The 18,930-nt window shown below is 71.8% G+C and carries 19 protein-coding genes and 1 pseudogene; 9 read left to right on the top strand and 11 right to left on the bottom strand.

Annotation, left to right across the window (positions count from 1 at the left end):
• The first annotated feature begins 15 nt into the window (after positions 1–15).
• From AAG688_RS01410 to AAG688_RS01400, 3 genes are all read left to right on the top strand, one after another.
• Positions 16–807 (top strand): L,D-transpeptidase family protein, encoded by a 792-nt coding sequence (locus AAG688_RS01410; RefSeq protein ID WP_411833588.1) that lies wholly within the window; start codon positions 16–18, stop codon positions 805–807.
• Positions 804–2,081: a dicarboxylate/amino acid:cation symporter gene (locus AAG688_RS01405; protein ID WP_411833587.1), complete on the top strand. Its 1,278-nt coding sequence runs from the start codon at positions 804–806 to the stop codon at positions 2,079–2,081. The genes AAG688_RS01410 and AAG688_RS01405 overlap by 4 nt, the downstream gene beginning before the upstream one ends.
• A gap of 221 nt (positions 2,082–2,302) precedes the next feature.
• On the top strand, positions 2,303–2,911 hold the full coding sequence (locus AAG688_RS01400) for a diffusible signal factor-reguated Ax21 faimly protein (protein WP_411833586.1): 609 nt from the start codon (positions 2,303–2,305) through the stop codon (positions 2,909–2,911).
• Positions 2,912–3,204: 293 nt separating this feature from the next.
• On the opposite strand, the gene AAG688_RS01395 is transcribed toward AAG688_RS01400, so the two are convergent.
• The 5 genes from AAG688_RS01395 to AAG688_RS01375 all read right to left on the bottom strand — a co-directional run bounded on the left by AAG688_RS01395 (position 3,205) and on the right by AAG688_RS01375 (position 6,443).
• Positions 3,205–4,227: an NAD(P)H-dependent glycerol-3-phosphate dehydrogenase gene (locus AAG688_RS01395; RefSeq protein WP_411833585.1), complete on the bottom strand. Its 1,023-nt coding sequence runs from the start codon at positions 4,225–4,227 to the stop codon at positions 3,205–3,207.
• 52 nt (positions 4,228–4,279) lie between these two features.
• Positions 4,280–4,795, bottom strand: coding sequence for a protein-export chaperone SecB (secB, locus tag AAG688_RS01390; protein WP_411833584.1), 516 nt, complete (start codon positions 4,793–4,795; stop codon positions 4,280–4,282).
• A 95-nt stretch (positions 4,796–4,890) separates the two neighbouring features.
• Complete coding sequence (locus AAG688_RS01385; RefSeq protein WP_411833583.1) at positions 4,891–5,325, bottom strand: rhodanese-like domain-containing protein; 435 nt, start codon at positions 5,323–5,325, stop codon at positions 4,891–4,893.
• Between the two features lie 145 nt (positions 5,326–5,470).
• A complete protein-coding gene (locus AAG688_RS01380) occupies positions 5,471–5,893 on the bottom strand; it encodes a hypothetical protein (protein ID WP_411833582.1) in 423 nt (140 codons plus the stop codon).
• Positions 5,894–5,969: 76 nt separating this feature from the next.
• Entirely contained in the window at positions 5,970–6,443 is a 474-nt protein-coding gene (locus AAG688_RS01375; protein WP_411833581.1) for a YiiD C-terminal domain-containing protein, read from the bottom strand.
• 16 nt (positions 6,444–6,459) lie between these two features.
• On the opposite strand from AAG688_RS01375, the gene AAG688_RS01370 reads away from it, so the two are divergent.
• From AAG688_RS01370 to AAG688_RS01355, 4 genes and pseudogenes are all read left to right on the top strand, one after another.
• The gene (locus AAG688_RS01370) at positions 6,460–7,272 is read left to right on the top strand and encodes a uroporphyrinogen-III synthase (protein ID WP_411833580.1); all 813 of its coding nucleotides are present in this window, start codon (positions 6,460–6,462) and stop codon (positions 7,270–7,272) included.
• Positions 7,269–8,288, top strand: coding sequence for a uroporphyrinogen-III C-methyltransferase (locus AAG688_RS01365; protein WP_411833579.1), 1,020 nt, complete (start codon positions 7,269–7,271; stop codon positions 8,286–8,288). The genes AAG688_RS01370 and AAG688_RS01365 overlap by 4 nt, the downstream gene beginning before the upstream one ends.
• Before the next feature lie 10 nt (positions 8,289–8,298).
• A pseudogene (locus AAG688_RS01360) lies at positions 8,299–9,556 on the top strand (heme biosynthesis protein HemY).
• Between the two features lie 230 nt (positions 9,557–9,786).
• Entirely contained in the window at positions 9,787–10,869 is a 1,083-nt protein-coding gene (locus AAG688_RS01355) for a class I SAM-dependent methyltransferase (protein ID WP_411833578.1), read from the top strand.
• 87 nt (positions 10,870–10,956) lie between these two features.
• Here AAG688_RS01355 and AAG688_RS01350 read toward each other — a convergent pair whose 3' ends face one another.
• Positions 10,957–12,237, bottom strand: coding sequence for an acetyl-CoA C-acetyltransferase (locus AAG688_RS01350; RefSeq protein ID WP_411833577.1), 1,281 nt, complete (start codon positions 12,235–12,237; stop codon positions 10,957–10,959).
• A gap of 116 nt (positions 12,238–12,353) precedes the next feature.
• Here AAG688_RS01350 and AAG688_RS01345 point away from each other — a divergent pair, with 116 nt between their 5' ends.
• Positions 12,354–13,241: a hypothetical protein gene (locus AAG688_RS01345; RefSeq protein ID WP_411833576.1), complete on the top strand. Its 888-nt coding sequence runs from the start codon at positions 12,354–12,356 to the stop codon at positions 13,239–13,241.
• Positions 13,242–13,427: 186 nt separating this feature from the next.
• Here AAG688_RS01345 and AAG688_RS01340 read toward each other — a convergent pair whose 3' ends face one another.
• Positions 13,428–14,003, bottom strand: a complete 576-nt coding sequence (locus tag AAG688_RS01340; RefSeq protein WP_411833575.1) for a superoxide dismutase family protein — start codon at positions 14,001–14,003, stop codon at positions 13,428–13,430.
• A gap of 202 nt (positions 14,004–14,205) precedes the next feature.
• Between AAG688_RS01340 and AAG688_RS01335 the strand changes: the two genes are divergently transcribed.
• Positions 14,206–14,508 carry a hypothetical protein gene (locus tag AAG688_RS01335; protein ID WP_411833574.1) on the top strand — a complete coding sequence of 101 codons (303 nt, stop codon included), beginning with the start codon at positions 14,206–14,208 and terminating at the stop codon, positions 14,506–14,508.
• Positions 14,509–14,527: 19 nt separating this feature from the next.
• Here AAG688_RS01335 and ntrC read toward each other — a convergent pair whose 3' ends face one another.
• The 4 genes from ntrC to AAG688_RS01315 form a co-directional block, all read right to left on the bottom strand.
• Complete coding sequence (gene ntrC / locus AAG688_RS01330) at positions 14,528–15,964, bottom strand: nitrogen regulation protein NR(I) (RefSeq protein ID WP_411833573.1); 1,437 nt, start codon at positions 15,962–15,964, stop codon at positions 14,528–14,530.
• Positions 15,954–17,009, bottom strand: a complete 1,056-nt coding sequence (locus AAG688_RS01325) for a two-component system sensor histidine kinase NtrB (RefSeq protein ID WP_411833572.1) — start codon at positions 17,007–17,009, stop codon at positions 15,954–15,956. Before AAG688_RS01325 ends, ntrC begins: the two co-directional genes overlap by 11 nt.
• A 62-nt stretch (positions 17,010–17,071) precedes the next feature.
• Positions 17,072–18,376 carry an ammonium transporter gene (locus AAG688_RS01320; protein ID WP_411834906.1) on the bottom strand — a complete coding sequence of 435 codons (1,305 nt, stop codon included), beginning with the start codon at positions 18,374–18,376 and terminating at the stop codon, positions 17,072–17,074.
• A 58-nt stretch (positions 18,377–18,434) separates the two neighbouring features.
• Positions 18,435–18,773 carry a P-II family nitrogen regulator gene (locus AAG688_RS01315; protein WP_411833571.1) on the bottom strand — a complete coding sequence of 113 codons (339 nt, stop codon included), beginning with the start codon at positions 18,771–18,773 and terminating at the stop codon, positions 18,435–18,437.
• Positions 18,774–18,930 lie beyond the last annotated feature (157 nt).

Here is an 18,930-nt window from a genome sequence, read left to right as displayed (position 1 = left end):
TCCGCCGGAGCCGCCATGCCCCGCCTCTTCCGCGCCCTTTTCCGTCGCCCCGTTCCCTTCGCGCTGGCCCTGCTGGCGCTGTCGCTGCCCGCGCTGGCGGCGGCCGCGCCGTCGCCGCTGCCGTGGCGCGACGCGCGCCAACTGGTGCTGGTGCTGACCCCGGACTGGGACGCCACCACCGGCACGCTGCAGCTTTTCGAGATGCGCGACGGCCGCTGGCGCGAGGTCAATGCACCGCTGGAGATCGCGGTCGGCCGCAGCGGTTCAGCCTGGGGCGCCGGCCTGCATCCGGCGCAGCCCGGCGGCCCGCACAAGCGCGAGGGCGACGGTCGCGCGCCGGCCGGCGTGTTCGTGATCGGCGAGGCGTTCGGCTACGCCGCGCAGGCGGCCACGCGCATGCCGTACCGACCGATGCAGGCCAGCCACTACTGCATCGACGTGCCCGCCTCACCGCTGTACAACCGCATCGTCGACACCCGCGAGGTCGGCGAGGCGGCCGCCGCCGGCTCGACCGAGCCGATGCGCCTGGACCTGCACAACGACGGCGATCCGCGCTATCGCCTGGGCCTGGTCATCGGCCACAACGAGCGCGCCGAGGCCGGCGCGGGCAGCTGCATTTTCGCCCACCTCTGGCGAAAGCCCGGCGAAGCCACCGCCGGCTGCACCGCGATGGCGCCGGCGTCGATGGACGCCCTGCTGGCGTGGCTGCAACCGCAGGCGCGGCCGGTGCTGGTGCTGCTGCCGCGCGCCGAGCATGTGCGGCTGGCGCATGAGTGGGCGCTGCCCGGCGCGGAGCCGGCCCGGTGAGGTGGCCCGGCGCGACCGCGCGCGTACTGCTGGGCCTGCTGGCCGGCGCGGTGGTCGGACTGGCGCTGGCGCACTGGAACCCCGCCGCGGCCGAGCGCGCCGTCGCCATCGCCCAGCCGATCGGCCGGCTGTGGCTGAGCGGATTGCAGATGACGGTGGTGCCGCTGGTGCTGGCGCTGGTGATCCTTGGCGTGGCCACCGCCAGCGACGCCGCCGCGTCCGGGCGGGTGGCGCGGCGCGCGATGATCGTGTTCATCGCGCTGCTGTCGCTGTTCGCCGCCTACGCGGCCACCGTGGCGCCGCTGGTGCTGTCGGCGATGCCGCACAGTCCCGAGCTGACGGCCACGCTGCGCGGCACCCTGCCTTCCGCCGGCGAGGCCGCCGCGCCCGGCATCGCGGCCTGGGTCGGCGGGATCATCCCGAGCAACGCGATCATGGCCGCCGCGCAGGGCGCGATGCTGCCGGTGGTGGTGTTCGCGCTGTTCTTCGGCTTCGCGCTGACGCGCGTGCAGGCCGAGCGCCGCGCGCAGGTCATCGGCCTGTGCCACGGCATCGCCGACACCATGATCGTGATCGTGCGCTGGATGCTGCTGGCCGCGCCGATCGGCGTGTTCGCGCTGGTGCTGGCGGTATGCGCGCAGGCCGGCATCGGCGTGATCGGCGCGCTGGCCGGCTACATCGTCCTGCAATGCGGCATGTACCTCGGCGCCACGCTGATCTGCTATGCGCTGGTGGCGCTGCTGGCGGGCGGCTCGCCGCTGGCCTTCGCCAAGGCGATCCTGCCGGCGCAGGTGGTCGCGGCCAGCACGCAGTCCTCGCTGGCCTCGCTGCCGGCGATGCTGGAGAGCGCGCGCTTCCGCCTCGGCCATCCGCGCGCGGTCGCCGCGCTGGTGTTGCCGATGGCGGTGACGCTGTTCCGCATCACCAGCCCGATCCAGTACATCGTCGCCGCCTGCTTCGTCGCCTGGGCCTACGGCATCGAGCTGGGCGCGGTGACGCTGGCCGCCGGCGCGGCGCTGGCGGTGGTGATCAGCCTGGGTTCGATCGGCCTGCCCGGGCAGGTCAGCTTCATGGCCACGGTGATGCCGGTGACCCAGTCGATGGGCCTGCCGATCGAACCGCTGGGCCTGCTGCTGGCGGTGGACACCATCCCCGACGTGTTCGCCACCACCGGCAACGTCACCGGCGATCTCACCGCCACCAGCATCGTCGCCCGGCACAGCCCGGACGCGCAGGACAGCGACGAGGACGCGCCGGGAATCGCCGCGGATTGATTCCACTGTCGTGTGGCGTTGGCGGCTCCACCGTCGCCACGCCCGCGCGCATCGTTCCGGCACTCGCGAGGGCACACGGTGCGTGATGCGCAATGCATCACGCGGTGATGTGCCGGAAGTTCCGCAAGGCGCCGGGTGATTCATGTACCGCTCAGTTTGTTATTCAGTGCGCATTGCAGCGGCGAACGGATACTTCACGCACCGATAGCGCAGGCTTGCGCATGCACTTGGGCATCGGCACGACAAAACAAGAAAACAGAGGATTGTTGATCATGAAGAAGTCCTTGCTTGCCCTGACCCTGCTGGCCGCTGCCCCGTTCGCCGCCTCGGCCGCCGATGGCGTGAGCTACAATTACGTCGAAGGCGGCTATGTCGCCAGCAACACCGATATCGCCGATGCCGATGGCTGGGCGTTGAAGGGATCGGTCGCGCTCCATCCCAACTTCCACCTGTTCGGCGACTACCAGTCGCAGGAACTGGACGATTTCCAGAACGTCGACATCAACAACTGGCGCCTGGGCGTGGGCTACAACCACGGCCTGTCGCAGCGCGTGGACCTGCTGACCCGCGTCGCCTACGAGCGCTACGACATCGACTACGCGCCCAAGCTCGACGGCTACAGCGTCGAGGTCGGTGTCAACGGCGCGATGACCCACCGCCTCAACGGCTATGCGCTGGTCGGCTACGAGAACGGCGACGAATACGATGGCGATTTCTACGGCCGGCTCGGCGCGCAGGTGAAGTTCTCGCCGAACTGGAGCGCCTCGGCCGACGTCAAGTTCTCCGACGGCGACACCCAGTGGTTCGTCGGTCCGCGCTTCAGCTGGTAAGCGGATCCGCGGTTCCCGCGACGTGTTCCCTCTCCCCCACGTCGCACCGAAGCCCGGCTTATGGCCGGGCTTCTTCTTTATGGTGATGCCGGGATTGGGGATTGGGGATTAGGGATTGGTTGGAGCGTGGGTCGCCGGCATGGCGGGGAGCCGAGCAAGCTCGGCTCTACAGAGCCAAATACGTTGTAGAGCTGAGCTTGCTCGGCTCGCGCACCCACCGGCGGATTCTTCTTTTCCGAATCGCCAATCCCGAATCCCCGCTCTCAACGGACGAATGTCCGGTCATCCCCGCCTCAACGAAACAACGTCTGCGGATACTCGGGCTTCTGCTCGCGCGCCAGCAGCTGGCGCAGGCCCTCGGCCGGGGTCAGGTCGCCGTGCAGCACCGCGCGCACGGCGCTGGAGATCGGCAGGTCGATGCCGTGGCGCTCGGCCTGGCGCATCACCTCGTTGGCGGTCTGCACCGACTCGACCACCTGGCCGATCGCGCGCACCGCCTCGTCCAGCGACTGGCCGCGTCCCAGCGCCAGGCCCAGGCGGCGGTTGCGCGACAGGTCGCCGGTGCAGGTCAGCACCAGGTCGCCCAGCCCGGCCAGGCCCATCAGCGTCTCCGGCTTGCCGCCGATCGCCGCCGACAGCCGCAGCATCTCGTTGAGGCCGCGGGTGATGAGGCCGGCGCGCGCGTTGAGGCCCAGCTGCATGCCGTCGGCCACGCCGGTGGCCACTGCCAGCACGTTCTTCATCGCCCCGCCCAGCTCGGCGCCGACCATGTCCTCGCCGGTGTAGGCGCGGAAGGTCGGGCCGTGCAGCACCTCGGCCACGCGCTGGGCGAAGGCCGCGTCCTGGCCGTGCACGGTGACCGCGGTGGGCAGGTCGAGCGCAACCTCCTTGGCGAACGAGGGGCCGGTCACCACCGCCAGCGGCACGTCGGGGCCGAGGATGTCCTCGGCCACCTCGTGCAGGAAGCGGCCCGAACCGGGTTCGAAGCCCTTGGTCGCCCACGCCACGCCGGCATTCGCCGGGCGCAGCGGCGCCAGCGCGTGCAGGGTCTCGGTGAAGGCGTGCGAGGGCACCACCACCAGCACCAGGTCGACCCCGGCCATCGCCGCGGCCAGGTCGGTGGTGGCGCGCAGCGATTCCGGCAACGGGATGCCGGGCAGGTAGCGGGTGTTCTCGTGCGCGCCGTCGATGGCCGCGCTGACGGCGGCGTCGCGGCCCCACAGGACCACGCGATGGCCGTTGCGGGCCATCAGGGTGGCCAGCGCGGTGCCCCAGGAGCCCGCGCCGAGCACGCAGATGCGCAGCGGATCCGTCATCCGTCACCCCTGGCGGCGCGATGCGCCATGACGGGAGCGTGCGGCACGCCGATCAGGCGTTGCCGGCCGGTTCCGTGTTGGCCAGTTCGCCGCTCTGCTCCTGGCGCTGGCGCAGGGTCTCGGCGTACAGCGCGTCGAAGTTGATCGGCTGCAGGAAGAACGGCGGGAAGCCGCCGGCCTGGACCAGGTCGCTGATCAGCTGGCGCACGTAGGGGAACAGGATGTTCGGGCACTGGGTGCCGAGCAGCACGTCGATCGCCTGCGGCTCCAGGCCGACCAGGCCGAACACGCCGGCCTGCTGCACCTCGGCCACGTAGGCGGTCTTGTCGCCGGCCTTGCAGGTCAGGGTGACGCCGAGCACGACCTCGAACATGTTCTCGTTCAGGCGCTGCACGCGCTGGTTGAGGTTGAGCTGCAGTTCCGGCTGCACGTTCTCGCCGAAGATGGCCGGGGCGCCGGGGACTTCGAACGAGACGTCCTTGACGTAGATCTTCTCGACCGTGAAGGCGGGGCCAGCGGCGTCGGTGGCGTTGGGCGCGACCGCGCCGTTGGTGTTTTCGTCGGACATCTCGTGACTCCAGGAAATCGGTGGTTGAACGGTGAATGGGCGATTATGTCATGCCGATGGCGGCGCGCCCGGCTCGGTTCAAGGGGCCGGCGGGTTCAGCGACCCTTGACCAGCGGCAGATCGGCCTGCTGCCAGGCGGCCACGCCGCCGTCGAGCCAGTAGACCTTCTCGAAGCCGGCCTTCTTCAGCCGCTTGGCCGCGCCGGCCGAGGCCTGGCCGTTGCGGCACACCAGCACCACCGGCTGCGCGCGCGCGCCGGCCAGCAGCTTGCCCTGCGGATCGAACTGGCTGAGGGTGAGGTTGCGGCTGCCGGCGATGTGGCCCTTCTCGAAGTCGGCGATGGCCGACAGGTCGATCACCAGCGCGTTCTCGCGGTTGATGAGGCCGGTCAGTTCGGCCGGGCGCAGGGCCTTGTAGCCGCGGGTCAGGCGGGCGATCTCGGTGGCGATGATGGCCACGGTCAGGCCGGCCAGGGCCAACGACAGCATCGGGTGGCGACCGGCGAAGGCCAGCAGTTCTTCAGGATTCACGGCAGGGAGCGAGGTGTTCCGGCGGGGCGGCGATTGTCGCATAGCCCAGCAGGCCGGCGCGCCGGGCGCGTGGGGCGGCGGGAAGCCGGGCTTTGACAAGAGTCGTCATCCCCGCGCAGGCGGGGATGACGAGCGGAAGCGGGTTTCAACTGCCTTCCCAGAGATCCGGCAGGGTGTCGGCCAGCCACCAGCGCTTGGCCGCCTCGTCCCAGCGCCAGCGCTCGCGGAAGCGCTGGGTGCGCTCGGCCATCGTGTGGCGGTTGATCACGCGCAGCTCGATGACCCGGACCAGGGTGCCGTCGGCCTCGACCAGCGCGTGCAGGTCGCGGTAGCCGGAAACCTGGATCTGTTCGTAGCGGGCAAATTCCAGCTCGGTCATCGGATCGCGCTCGCGCACGGCCGGATCGACCATCTGCCAGGCGCCCTCGAAATCGCCCCAGCGGATCGCCGCGGCGAAGGCGTTCTGGGCCTGCTCCAGCTTGTTGCGCTGGCGCGAGTTGAGCGCGTCGGCCGGCAGCGCCTGCGCGATCAGCGCCGCCGCCAGCACCAGTTTGAGGATTGCCCGCATCGCCTGCTCCCGATCAGTGCCGCCATCCTAGGGCGTGCGACGCGGTTTGGGGTGAACGAAGGCCCCGCGGCCCCGCTCAGCCGGGCGCGGGCGCCTCCTTGGCCAGGGCGACGAAACGCCCGGACAGCGTGGCCGCCACCCCGCCTTCCGGCAGCGCGACCTCGGCGCGCAGCTGCACGCGGGCGCGCCCGCGCTGGGCCAGGGTGCGCAGGAACTCGTCCCACGACTGCCCCTCGTCGAGCGCGGCGCTCGCATGCAGGTCCGATCGCAACGGCGCCAGATAGCGGACCTGGCTGTCGGCGACGTAGACCTCGGCCGCCACGCCGGCGCGCTCCAGCCGCATCGCCACCAGTCCCCAGCCGGCCAGCGTCATCAGCGAGACTAGGCTGCCGCCGAAGGCGGTGCCCTTGTCGTTGACGTTGGCCGCCAGCGGCGCCGACAGCCGCAGCCGCCCGCCTTCCATTCCCTCGACCCGCACCTGCATGGCCGCCACCGGCGGCATCGCCGCGTATTCGCGCCGCAACGAGTGCAGCGCCGTTTCCTCACCCATCGACGATAATCTCCGCATGGCATCCCACGACGCGGCCCGATGGTACGTGATCTCGCTGCGCCCGCAGGGCGGCCACGCATCGCTGCGCCGCCTCGCGCGGCGCCACGGCGCCGGCCTGCTGGCGCTGTCGCCGTGGCGGCTGCAATCCCTCGACGGCGCCGCCGCGCGCGCGGCGCTGGCACGGGCGCTGGCGGCGGACGTGGTGCTGTTCACCAGTCCGGCGGCGGTGGTCGCGGCGCGGCGGCTGTCCGCGCTGGCGCCCCGGCGCGGCCAGTTGTGGACGACGGTCGGCGCCGGCACCGCGGCCGCCTTGCATGAAGCCGGCGTGGACGACGTGCTGGCGCCGGCGCGGATGGACAGCGAGGGCCTGCTGGCGCTGCCGCCGCTGCAGGATCTGCATGGCCGCAGCGTCGGCCTGGTCACCGCGCCGGGTGGCCGCGGGCTGATCGCGCGCACGCTGGCAGACCGTGGCGCTTCGATACGCCGTGCCGAGGTCTACCGGCGCCTGCCGTTGGCGCCCTCGCCGCGCGCGCTGGCCCGCCTGCGTGCGCTGCAGGCGCCGGCCGTGCTGCTGCTGAGCAGCGGCGAGGCGCTGGACACGCTGCTTCGGCAACTGCCCGCCGACGCGATCGCGCGGCTGCGCGCGCTGCCGGTGATCGCCGCCAGCGCGCGCCTGGCCGATCAGGCGCGCGCGCTCGGCTTCGCACCGGTGTCGCGCGCCGACGGCCCGCAGCCCGGGCAGTTGTTCGCCGCGGCGGCCGCCGCCGTCACGCCGCTGCGTTTAGCATCCGATTCCCTCCCGACCGCGCCAACCGGAACGCCCGCGTGACCGATGCAGCACCCGCCACCCCCGTTTCCCGCCGCGCCCGCCCGGGCCTGTGGCTGCCGCTGATCGCCGTCGCGGCGATCGCCCTCGGCGGCTGGTACGGGTGGACGCACTGGCAATCGCGCCAGGCGCGCATGTCGGCCGACGAGCAGGCCGCCCTGCAGCGCATCGCCGCGCTGGAACAGCGGGTGGACGCGCTGCGGCAGACCCAGCGCACCCAGGCCCAGCGCATCCAGGACGCCGTGACCACCCACCGCATCCTGCGCGACGAGGTGCTGGCGCTGGGCCAGCGCGGCGCGCTGCTGGAAGAGACGGTGGCGCGGTTGTCCGACTCCGACCGCCACGGCGCGCAGGCGTTGCGGCTGGACGAGGTCGAGCTGCTGCTGTCGCTGGCGGCGCAGCGGCTGGCCATCGCCGGCGACGCCGACGGCGCGCGGCGCGCCTATGCGCTGGCGGCCGACACCCTGGAAGGCATCGACGATCACCGCCTGCTCAACCTCCGCCAGGCGCTGGCGCAGGAGCGCGACGCGGTCGAGGCGCTCGGCGCCGGCCCGCAGGCGACGCTGGCGGCGCGGCTGGATCGCTTCGCCGACGCGCTGGCGCGGCTGCCGCGCGTGGACGCCACGACGCCTTCGGCGCGGCCGACCTGGCAGCGCGTGCTGGCGCCGCTGGTCGAAGTGCGCCCGACCCGGGCCGGCAGCCCGCTCGGCCCGGCCGATCGCCAGGCCGCCGAGGCGGCAATGCACATCGATCTGGCGCTGGCGCGCGCGGCGCTGGAGCGCGGCGACGGCGATGGCCTGCATGCCGCGCTGGCGCGCGTGGACGCCTGGCTGCCGCGGTTGTGGCCGGATTCACCGGCGCTGCGGCAAGGTCGGGCCGAACTGCGGCAGCTGCGCGAACTTCCGCTGGAGATCGACTCGCCGTTGATCGGCAGCACGCTGCGGCAGCTCCACGAAATCCGTCGCACCGGCGCGCCCGCGCGGCGGCCGCCATCGCAACCGCTGGTGGAAGCGCCGTAAGGAGGCACGAATGAAACCGTTCCGGACCGTGGTGATCCTGCTGCTGCTGATCGCGCTGGGCGTGTTCGGCGCGCAATGGCTGGCGCAGCAGCCGGCGCGCGATCTCGGCGAGGTGTTCGTCCGTTTCGGCGGCTACGACTACAGCACGACCGGTCCGCGCGCCCTGCTGGCGCTGGCGCTGGCGTTCTTCGGGCTGTGGCTGCTGGCGCGGCTGCTGGCGCTGCCGTTCCGGGTCTGGCGCCGGCACCGCCGCCGGCAGGCGCGCGCGCGGCTCATCGAGGGCCTGGCCGCCTTGCAGGCCGGCCACTGGCAGCGCGCCGAGCGCCTGCTCGAACGCGCCGCGCAGGATCCCGAAGCCGGCGCGCTGGCCGAAGCCGGGCGGGTGCGCGCCGCCGATGCGCGCGGCGACGCCGAGGCCGCGCTCCGGCACCTGCAGGCGCTGGCCGGTCGCGATCCCGCCGTCGCCGCGCTGCTCGCCGCCGAGCGCGCGCTGGCCGCCGGCGATCCGCGGCAGGCGCTGGCCACGCTCGACGATCCCGCGCTCCAGCCGCCGCCGCCGCGCGGCCTGGCGTTGCGCGCGCAGGCGCTGGCCGAGGCCGGCCGCGCCGGCGAGGCCTACGGCCTGCTCGGCGCGCTGCGCCAGCAGCAGGCGCTGTCGCCGACCACCCTGGCCGCGCTGGAAGCGCGCCTGGCCGCGCAGTCGCTGGCCGAGGCCGGCGACGCCAACGTGCTGGCCGAACGCTGGGAAGCCATGCCCAAGCCGCTGCGCAGCGATGCGGCGGTGGTGGCCGCCTACGCCCGCCGCGCCGCCGCCCTGCGCTGGGACGACGCCGCCGCGCACAGTCTGGAACACGCGCTGGACGAACGCTGGGACGAGGACCTGGCGCTGCTGTACGGCCGGTTGCCACTGGCCAAGCCCGACGCCCGCCGCGCCAGCGCGCAGCGCTGGCTGCAGGCGCACCCGGCCAGTCCCGGCCTGCTGGTCAGCCTGGCCCTGCTGGCGCGCCTGGCAGGGCCAGTGGACGCAGGCGCAGGAATTCCTGCACCGCGCGCTCGCCCAGGGCGCCGGCGCCGAAGCCTGGGAGGCGCTGGGCGACGGCCTGGCCGAAGCCGGCGACGACGCGCTGGCCCGGCTCAGCTACGCCAACGCCCTGCGCGCCGAGCGCGGCGAACCCGCGCAGGAACTACCCGGCCGCGACATGAGGCAGCGCATCCACGACCAAGCGGTCATCGAGGAACGCAACGAATTCGGCCTGCCGCGCGGCTGAAACAGCCGCCATGAGGTCGAAGGAAACCCCGCTTCATGGGTTTTGCCGTGGGCGCCATCCGTCGCGCCCGTGATTCTGCGTCCAGGCCCGGAAACCGCGGCGATCGCACAATCCCCGGCGTGGTGCCCGACCGCCGCATGCGATGGCGTCACGCCAGGCACGATGCATGTCCCGCCAGGCCAAACCTGTATCCTCAGGCGCACGCCCTGACTGCAGGAACGGCCAGAACAATGACGGATTACGCCAGCCGGCTAGCCCAGGAGAAGCACACGTTCGACAACAACGTATGCGTCCATGATCTTCCGGAGATATTCCATTACTGGTCGAACAAGTATCTCCGTCCGTTCATCAACACCTTCGGCTACGACAACATAGAACACTTCTTCGTGCTCGAGAGCAGCCGCACCTGGAAGCCCGGCGGCGCGCCGCTGCGCATCGCCAGCGTGGGCAGCGGTGACTGCGCCATCGAGACGAAAATCGCCTCTGGCCTGTCGGAAGCGGGCGTGCAATTCCGTTTCCTGTGCCTGGACATCAGCGACGCCGCGCTGGGCCGGGGTTCGCAGTTCGTGCAGGAAGCCGGCCTGAGCGATCGCTTCGACGTCCGGGTCCACGATTTCAACCAGGGGCTGCCAGAGGGAACCTTCGACGTCGTCATCGCCAACCAGTCCCTGCATCACGTGGTCGAACTGGAAAGGCTTTACGCGTCCATCAAGCGGCAGCTCGCCCCGGGCGGATGCTTCCTGGTCTCCGACATGATCGGCAGGAACGGCCACATGCGCTGGCCGGAAGCGCGCACGCTGGTGGACGAGGCCTGGGAATGGCTGCCGGAGCGGTACCGCTACAACTGGCAACTGCAGCGGCAGGAACAGCAATTCATGGACTGGGACTGCTCCCAGGAAGGCTTCGAGGGTGTCCGGGCGCAGGAAGTGCTGCCGTTGCTGCTGGAGCATTTCCAGCCGCGGGTCTTCATGGCCTGGGGGAACATCATCGACGTGTTCATCGATCGCGGGTTCGGGCACAACTTCCACCAGCAGAGCGAGTGGGACCTGAGCTTCATCGACCGCGTCCATGCGATCGACGAACAGGCGATCGCGGAAGGCCGCATCAAGCCCACCCACCTGCTGGCCAAGTTCCAGAACGAACCAGGCGACTGCGTGTGCCCGCCCGGGATGACGCCGCAAGGCGCCGTGCGCGTGCTTGCAGCTCCGCCCTCGTACCGCCCATTGCCGTTGCCACGCGCCCTGAAGGACGTGTTGCGGCGCGTACCCGGGCTGGTGCCGCTGTACGAGCGCCTGCGGGACGGGCCAAAGTAACGTCGTCGGAGCCGCCGATCGACAGGGCGATCCCGCCTGTGGGGGACGGAGGATGGGCGCGCGAGGCACCGCCTGCGCGATAACCGGCTAGCGCTCGACGATCGCCACCACGCCCATGCCGCCGGCGGTGCAGATCGAGATAAGGCAGCGGCCGCCGCCGCGCTGCTGCAGTTCCTTGGCGGCGGTGGCGACGATGCGCGCGCCGGTGGCGGCGAACGGATGGCCGGTGGCCAGCGAGGAACCGTTGGGGTTCATCTTGTCCGGGTCGATGCGGCCCAGCGGCGCGTCCAGGCCGAGGCGGTTGCGGCAGTAGTCCTCGCTCTCCCACGCGCGCAGCGTGCACAGCACCTGCGCGGCGAAGGCCTCGTGGATCTCGTAGAAATCGAAGTCCTGCAGGGTCAGGCCCTGGCGCCGGAGCATCTCGGCCACCGCCACGGTCGGCGCCATCAGCAGGCCCTCGCCGTGGACGAAGTCCACCGCCGACACGTGCGCGTCGCGCAAATAGGCCAGCGGCTCGTGGCCGTGCGCCTGCGCCCATGCCTGGCTGGACAGCAGCACCGCGGCGGCGCCGTCGGTCAGCGGGGTGGAGTTGGCGGCGGTCAGGGTGCCGCGGCCGGAGGTCTTGTCGAAGGCCGGCTTCAGCGTCGCCAGCTTCTCCAGCGAGGTGTCCGGGCGCAGGATGTTGTCGCGGGTCTGGCCGCGGAACGGGGCGATCAGGTCGTCGAAGAAGCCGCGCTCGTAGGCCGCCGCCAGCTTGTGGTGCGAGGCCACGGCGAGTTCGTCCTGCGAATCGCGCGAGATGTTCCACTGCTTGGCCATGTCCTCGCAGTGCTCGCCCATGCTCTTGCCGGTGCGCGGCTCGGCCACGCCGGGGAACTCGGGCTTGAACTCGCCGAACTTGAAGCCCGACGCCAGCGCCTTGAGCTTGTCCCGGGTGGTCTTGGCGCGGTTGGCCGCCAGCAGGCGCGCGCGCAGCTTCTTGCCGTAGACGATCGGCACCTCGGAGGTGGTGTCCGAGCCGCCGCCGATGCCCGAGTCGATCTGGCCTAGCGCGATCTTGTTGGCGATGTGGACGATGGTGTCCAGGCTGGTGCCGCAGGCGCGTTGCAGGGTGATGCCCGGGGTCAGCGGCGACAGTCCCGAGGACAGCGCGGCCTCGCGGCCGAGGTTCCAGTCGGAGGAGTGCTTGATCACCGCGCCCATCGCCACTTCGCCGAGCTGCTGGCCGTGCAGGCCGAAGCGCTCGACCAGCGCGCCCAGCGTGCGCACCGACATGCCCAGGTTGCCGACGTCCGAATAGGCGGTGTTCTGGCGGCAGAACGGGATGCGGACGCCGCCGAGGATGGCGACGGGACGTACGGATGGCATGGGCAACCTCATCGGGCGGACAGGCGTGGGGACGATGCTGAAAAAACGCCGCGCCACCTCGGCGGGCATAATGTGGGCCAGTGTAATCCGCGCTCCCACCGCCGCCAAACGCCGACATGACTCGATCCACAACAGAACATCACATGATGGGCGTGATGGCGCTTGAGCTTTCCGGCGGCGACGCGCCGGCGGTCGACGCGCTGCCGCCCGCGCAGGCCGGCCTGCTGGCCGAGCGGCTGGGCCGGGATCTGGCCGGGCTGGTGCCGCAGGTCGCGCAACTGGATCTGTGCCTGGCCGCCGCGCACTTCGATCCGGCCGAGGCGCTGCGCCCGGGCTGGCCGCTGCACCAGCGCCTGCTGGAACTGCGCCAGCGCGCGCCCGGCCGCGGCGAGGGCAACCGCATCATCGCCTTCGGCGCCGACGCGCACGGCGAGGTGCCGCAGCCGTTCCAGGCCGACCCCGGCCTGCGCGGCGGCGCGCTGCGGGTGCTGCCGTTCGTGCTCGCCGGCGAGGCGGAATTGCTCGACGCGGCGGCGGCGCGGCTGGAGGACACGCTGCTGGAAACCGGCATGGCCGGCGCCGACACCGCACTGCTGGCGCAGCAGGCGTTCGCCGCGCGCATCGAGCATGCGCGCTACCTGACCGCGCACGATCTGGCCGCGCTGATGGCGATGCAGTACCGCAACAGCGGGCTGGAGGCGCTGTGGCCGATCATCGAGACGGCGCTGATGGCCGGCGAGGAGATCGCCTGGCTGGACGCGCCGCCGGAACCGCTGCTGCGCTACGGCGGCGACGGCCAGGCGCAGATCGCGTTGTTCGAGCCGGCGGCCTGGCGCGCGCGCTATGCGCCGGCGCTGGAAGACGAGGCCCAGCTCGACCGCGCCCACCAGTATTTCCAGATGCGCCAGCAGCAGCTGGCGGCGGTGCTGGAGGCGCATGGCATCGCGGTGACCTTCGCGCATTGCCCGGGACAGGCGGATCCGCGACAGGCGCTGGCGGACTGAGCGCCGCGCGGCGGCCTTTGCGCATGCATGGAGCGGAGCGGGCTCCGCTCTACAAGATGGAAGGTGCCTGTAGAGCCGAGCTTGCTCGGCTCCGAGCGGACAAGCAGCGGAGCAAGCTCCGCTCTACAACAGCCGAGCTTGCTCGGCTCAGGAGGCGCCAGCTATCGAAATGAACGCCGGGACGAATCAGCGGGTGACGGTGATGACGCCGCAGGCCAGCCGCGCGCCGGCGTTGCCGGTGGGCTGGGTCCGGTAGTCGTCCGGGGCGGCGTGCACGATCAGGCCGCGCCCGGCGATGTCGTTGGCCGCGCCGCCGCCGAGGGTGACGCCGACCGCATGCGCATTGATCTTCGCCACGCCCTGCGCGTCGGACACGATGTTGTCCATGTCGCCGGCGTGGTGCGGGCCGGAGGCGGCCTTGCCGTGCGCGGTGTTGAAGGGATTGAAGTGCGCGCCGGCGCTGCTGGCGTCGGCCGCGCTGCAGTCGCCCTTCTCGTGCACGTGGAAGCCGTGCTGGCTGTTGGGCGGCAGGCCGCCGACCTCGCCGGTGATGTGCACGCCATTGCCCATCGGCGTGAGGGTGACCTTGCCGCTGACCAGGCTGCCGGAGGCCGAGGCCAGGTTGGCCACCGCCTGCTGGGCGGTGCCGACGGAAGGGGCCGGATCGGTGGCGGGCGCGGCCGGCACGGTACGCTCCGGTGCGCTGCTGCACGCGGCGACGGACAGGCTGGCGGCAAGGGCGATCAGGGCGGAACGGCGCATGTTCGGAATCTCCGGATGAAGCGTGGGCTCGGGGGCGGCAACGGTAACCGTCCCGGCATTCATGTTTCATGAAAAACGGCCTGCGCTTCGCTTCCGTGCATCCGGAGGCGCCGTCCGTCACCTGCATGCACGACACGCCGCCGCGCCGCCTCGCGCCTGAGGGAAGATGCGCGCCGGGTTCGACCGTCACAGGGGAATGTGCATGCCATCGAAGGGAAAGCGCCCGACCACCGGCTTCTGGCTGTTGCCGCTGCTGCTGGCCGCCTGCGGCGGCCTGAAGTCGCACGGCGACGATCAGTACAGCCTCGGCCGCACCGACCGCAGCGCCAACGCCTCGACGATACGGCTGTGGATCGATCTGGAAGCCGAGGCGCGCAACCATTGCAAGGGGATGGGACGGCAGTTCCGGCTGCTGCAGAAGGTCGGCGCGGACCGGCCGAAGCCGGTGCGCGCGCGGGTGTACTTCTTCTGCGACAAGCCGGCGCCGGCGCAAGCGGCGCGCTGACTCCGCGGCGCGGCGCCTTTCAGCGCTTGCGCCGGCCCGGCCCGAGCTTGCGGGTGACGGTGTTGCGGCCCACGCCGAGCCGGGCGGCGGCCTCGGCGCGCCGGCCCTGGGTCGCTTCCAGCGCCGCTTCCAGCAGCGCCTTGTCGAAGCGCTCGCGCGCCTGTGCGTGCAGCCCTTCCGCGCCCTCGGCCAGGCGCCGCCGCGCCCATGCCGCCAGCGCGGCGTCCCATTCGCCATCGCTGCCGCCGTCGCCCGGAGCGGCCTCCCGCCGGCCCAGCGCGCCCTCCACGTCGGCCGCGCCGATGACGTCGCCCGGGGCCAGCGCGGCCAGCCGCCAGCAGACGTTCTCCAGTTCGCGCACGTTGCCTGGCCATGCGTGCGCCTGCAGCGCTTCCAGCGCGGCCGGCGAGAACCGCTTGCCCGGCGTGTCGAGCCGGCGCGTGGCCGTGGCCAGGAAGTTCTCGGCCAGCTGCGGCACGTCGGCGCGCCGCTCGCGCAGCGGCGGCAGCGGCAGCCGCACCACGTCCAGCCGGTGCAGCAGGTCGGCGCGGAAGCGGCCCTCGGCGACCAGCCGCTCCAGCGGCTGGTGGGTGGCGGCGATGACGCGCACGTCGACGCGGATCAACTCGCGCCCGCCGACGCGGAAGAACTCGCCCTCGGCCAGCACGCGCAGCAGCCGCGTCTGCAAGGGCAGCGGCATGTCGCCGATCTCGTCGAGGAAAAGGGTGCCGCCGTCGGCCTGCTCGAAGCGGCCGATGTGGCGCCTCGAAGCGCCGGTGAACGCGCCGGCCTCGTGGCCGAACAGTTCGCTCTCCAGCAGTTCGGCCGGGATGGCGGCGGTGTTCAGCGCGACGAACGGCTTGCGCGCGCGCGGCGACTCGTGGTGCAGCGCGTGCGCGACCAGTTCCTTGCCGGTGCCGGTCTCGCCGGTGATCAGCACCGACAGCGGCGCCTGCGCCAGCCGGCCGATCGCGCGGAACAGCGCCCGCATCGCCGGAGTGTCGCCGATCAGGCGCGGGCGTCCGGCCGGTTCGCCACCGTCATCACCGGGACGGGCATCACCGCCCTCCTCGCCCGGCAGCGCGCGCGCCGCCAGCGCGATCGCGTCGTCGAGATCGAACGGCTTGGAAAGGAACTCGTGCGCGCCGCCGCGGAACGCGCCGGCGGTGCTGGCGACGTCGGTATAGGCCGACATCACGATGACCGGCAGTTGCGGATGGCTGGACTTCAGCCGCTCCAGCAGCGCCAGGCCATCGTCGCCGGGCATGCGCACGTCGGTGAACAGCAGATCCGGCGCGCCGCGCGCGTCCAGCGCGCGCATCACCGCGTCGGCGCTGTCGAAGCCGTCCACCGCGTAGCCGACGTCGCGCAGCGCGGTGGACAGCACGAAGCGCACCGAGCGGTCGTCGTCGACCACCCAGACCTGCGCCGATGCCGAAGCGCGATCAATGGACATGGCGGGATTCCTCCTCCCCGTCCTGCGGCTGCGGCAGCAGCAGGGTGAACACGGTATGCCCGGGCCGCGAGCGGTAGCTCAGCGTGCCGCGGTGCTCGCGCGCGACCTGCTGCGCCAGCGCCAGCCCCAGCCCGCTGCCCTCGGCGCGGCCGGACACCAGCGGCAGGAACAGGTGCTCGGCCAGCTCGTCCGGCACGCCGCGGCCGTCGTCGACGATCTCCACCCGCAGCGCCATCGCATGCAGGTGATCGTGGATGCGCGAGCCGTGCTCGACGCGGGTGCGCAGCACGATGCTGGCGGCGCCGGCCTGGAGGGCGTTGCGGACCAGGTTCCAGACCGCCTGGGTCAGGCGATCGGCGTCGCCCGGCAGCTCGGGCAGGCTGGGGTCGTAGTCGCGTTGCAGGCGCACCGACCAGCCGCCCTCGGCCTCGGCCAGGCGCAGCACGCGCTCCAGCACGGCGTGGATGTTCAGCGGCGCGTGCGGGCGCGGCGGCGAGGGCGACAGCAACTGGTCGAGCAGGCCGTTGAGGCGGCCGATCTCCGATTCGATCAGCGCGATCAGTTCGCGCTCGTCGTCGTTGTCGCCGCGATGGCCGGCGCGCCGCGCCAGCAGTTGCGCGGCGCCCTTCAACCCGGCCAGCGGGTTGCGCAGCTCGTGCGCCAGCCCCTTCAGCGCCGCGCCGAACGCGCTGGGCAGCGCCTGCGCCGGGTCCGGCGACGGGAACTCGTCGACCGGATGCGCCTCCAGCAGCCAGCCGCCGCCGTCCGTGCGCGACAGCCAGCCCTCCGCGAAGCGCGGCGCCTCGCCGGGCATGGCCACCGCCATGCGGTGCAGGCGCAGCATGTCGCGCCCGTCGGTGTTGTCCAGGAAGCGAGCCATCGCATCGCCCTCGATTTCCAGCGCCGCCAGCGGCTGCCCCAGCAGCCTCCGCGCGCTGACGCCCAGCCAGCGGGAGAAGGCGGGATTGACGCCGAGGATGGCGCCGCGCGGATCGGCCCAGGCCACCGGCGTGTTCAGCGCGTCGAGGCTGGGGTGGGAAGACATCGGAGGAGAATCCGGGAACGGCATTGCACCAGTTTAGTGCAAAGCCGTCCCCGACAGCGCGCTCAACTCTCGTAGGCCGATTCGCCGTGCGAAGTAATGTCCAGGCCCTCGCGCTCGGCGTCCTCGCTCACCCGCAGGCCGAACACCGCCTTGGTGACCAGCAGCGCGAGCGCGGTGACCACCGCGCACCAGGCGATGGTGAAGCCGACGCTGACCGCCTGGATCCAGACCTGCGCGCCGATGTCCAGGTCGGCCACGGTGCCGCCCAGCGACTGCGCGCTGAACACGCCGGTCAGCAGCGCGCCGACGATGCCGCCGATGCCGTGCACGCCGAACACGTCGGCGGTGTCGTCCACGTTGAGCAGCTTCTTCAGCCCGGTCACGCCCCACACGCAGAGCACGCCCGCGGACAGGCCGATGACGATCGCGCCGAGCGGGCCGACCGTGCCGCAGGCCGGGGTGATGCCGACCAGGCCGGCGACCGCGCCGGAGGCCGCGCCCAGCGCCGAGGGCTTGCCCTTGAAGATCGCCTCGACCAGCGTCCAGCCCAGCACCGCCGCCGAAGTGGCCAGCAGGGTGTTGATGAAGGCCAGCGCGGCCACCGTGTCGGCGGCCGCGGCCGAGCCGGCGTTGAAGCCGAACCAGCCCACCCACAGCAGCGTGGCGCCGATGAAGGTGTACGGCACGCTGTGCGGCTTGAGCGCGGCCTGCCCGTAGCCCAGGCGCTTGCCGAGGAACCAGGCGGCGACCAGCGCGGCCACGCCGGCGTTGATGTGCACCACCGTGCCGCCGGCGAAGTCGATCGCGCCCAGCTCGCCCAGGTAGCCGCCGCCCCAGACGATGTGCGCCATCGGGATGTAGCTGAAGGTGAACCACAGCACCGAGAACAGGATCACCGACTTGAACTTGATGCGCTCGGCGAAGCCGCCGACGATCAGCGCGGTGGTGATGCCGGCGAAGGTGGACTGGAACGCGACGAACAGCAGTTCCGGCAATCCGCCGTCGAGGGTGTCGGCGGTGATGCCGCGCAGGAAGGCTTTCTCGGTGAAGGAACCGAAGAACGCGTTGGCCTCGGTGAACACCGCGCTGTAGCCGTAGAACGCCCACAGGATCACCACCAGCGAGAACACCACCAGCACCTGGCTCAGCACCGACAGCACGTTCTTCGATCGCACCAGGCCGCCGTAGAACAGGGCCAGGCCCGGCACCGTCATCAGCAGCACCAGCAGGGTGGAAGTGAGCATCCACGCCACGTCGCCGCGGTCGTAGGCGGCCGCTTCCGCCAGCGGCGCGACGGCTTCCTGCGCGTTCGCCGCGATCGCCACGCCCATCGCCACCAGGCCGCACAGCGCGGCCAGGCACGGCATCTGCGCACGGGCCTTGAGCCCGTCGATCAATCGAGTCTTCATGTGGGGGCTCCGGGGATTAGATCGCGTCCGCGCCGACTTCGCCGGTGCGGATGCGGATGACCTGATCGATGGCGGCGACGAAGATCTTGCCGTCGCCGATCTTGCCGGTGCCGGCGGCGGCCTGGATGGCCTCGACGACGGCATCGAGGCGCTCGTCGGTGACCACGGTTTCGATCTTGATCTTGGGCAGGAAGTCGACGACGTACTCGGCGCCGCGATACAGCTCGGTGTGGCCCTTCTGCCGGCCGAAGCCCTTGACCTCGGTGACGGTGATGCCGGACACGCCCGCCTGCGACAGGGCTTCCCGCACCTCGTCGAGCTTGAACGGCCGGATGATGGCGGTGATCAGTTTCATGCGCATACCCCGATGGTGGATGGAACCGGCCGGCCCGAGCGCCGGCGGTTTCATTGCACCCGTGCGCACGGCCTCCCGGCGGTGGACACGAAGTCGGTGCGGAGCGATGCACGAACCGCATCCATGCCCGCCGCGATCAGCTGCGGCGGGAACGGAC

This window comes from Pseudoxanthomonas mexicana (assembly GCF_046736355.1).
GTDB classification, from domain to species: Bacteria; Pseudomonadota; Gammaproteobacteria; order Xanthomonadales; family Xanthomonadaceae; genus Pseudoxanthomonas_A; species Pseudoxanthomonas_A mexicana_B.
Note: the sequence above shows the minus strand (reverse complement) of the source record. Positions and strands in the feature narration are given on the sequence as shown.

Coding starts and splice junctions, on each gene's coding strand:
- AAG688_RS01410 (WP_411833588.1), top strand. CDS start 16: ATGCCCCGCCTCTTCCGCGCCCTTTTCCGTCGCCCCGTTCCCTTCGCG.
- AAG688_RS01400 (WP_411833586.1), top strand. CDS start 2,303: ATGCACTTGGGCATCGGCACGACAAAACAAGAAAACAGAGGATTGTTG.
- AAG688_RS01395 (WP_411833585.1), bottom strand. CDS start 4,227: ATGACGGATCCGCTGCGCATCTGCGTGCTCGGCGCGGGCTCCTGGGGC.
- secB (WP_411833584.1), bottom strand. CDS start 4,795: ATGTCCGACGAAAACACCAACGGCGCGGTCGCGCCCAACGCCACCGAC.
- AAG688_RS01380 (WP_411833582.1), bottom strand. CDS start 5,893: ATGCGGGCAATCCTCAAACTGGTGCTGGCGGCGGCGCTGATCGCGCAG.
- AAG688_RS01375 (WP_411833581.1), bottom strand. CDS start 6,443: ATGGGTGAGGAAACGGCGCTGCACTCGTTGCGGCGCGAATACGCGGCG.
- AAG688_RS01370 (WP_411833580.1), top strand. CDS start 6,460: ATGGCATCCCACGACGCGGCCCGATGGTACGTGATCTCGCTGCGCCCG.
- AAG688_RS01355 (WP_411833578.1), top strand. CDS start 9,787: ATGACGGATTACGCCAGCCGGCTAGCCCAGGAGAAGCACACGTTCGAC.
- AAG688_RS01350 (WP_411833577.1), bottom strand. CDS start 12,237: ATGCCATCCGTACGTCCCGTCGCCATCCTCGGCGGCGTCCGCATCCCG.
- AAG688_RS01345 (WP_411833576.1), top strand. CDS start 12,354: ATGACTCGATCCACAACAGAACATCACATGATGGGCGTGATGGCGCTT.
- AAG688_RS01340 (WP_411833575.1), bottom strand. CDS start 14,003: ATGCGCCGTTCCGCCCTGATCGCCCTTGCCGCCAGCCTGTCCGTCGCC.
- AAG688_RS01335 (WP_411833574.1), top strand. CDS start 14,206: ATGCCATCGAAGGGAAAGCGCCCGACCACCGGCTTCTGGCTGTTGCCG.
- ntrC (WP_411833573.1), bottom strand. CDS start 15,964: ATGTCCATTGATCGCGCTTCGGCATCGGCGCAGGTCTGGGTGGTCGAC.
- AAG688_RS01325 (WP_411833572.1), bottom strand. CDS start 17,009: ATGTCTTCCCACCCCAGCCTCGACGCGCTGAACACGCCGGTGGCCTGG.
- AAG688_RS01320 (WP_411834906.1), bottom strand. CDS start 18,376: ATGCCGTGCCTGGCCGCGCTGTGCGGCCTGGTGGCGATGGGCGTGGCG.
- AAG688_RS01315 (WP_411833571.1), bottom strand. CDS start 18,773: ATGAAACTGATCACCGCCATCATCCGGCCGTTCAAGCTCGACGAGGTG.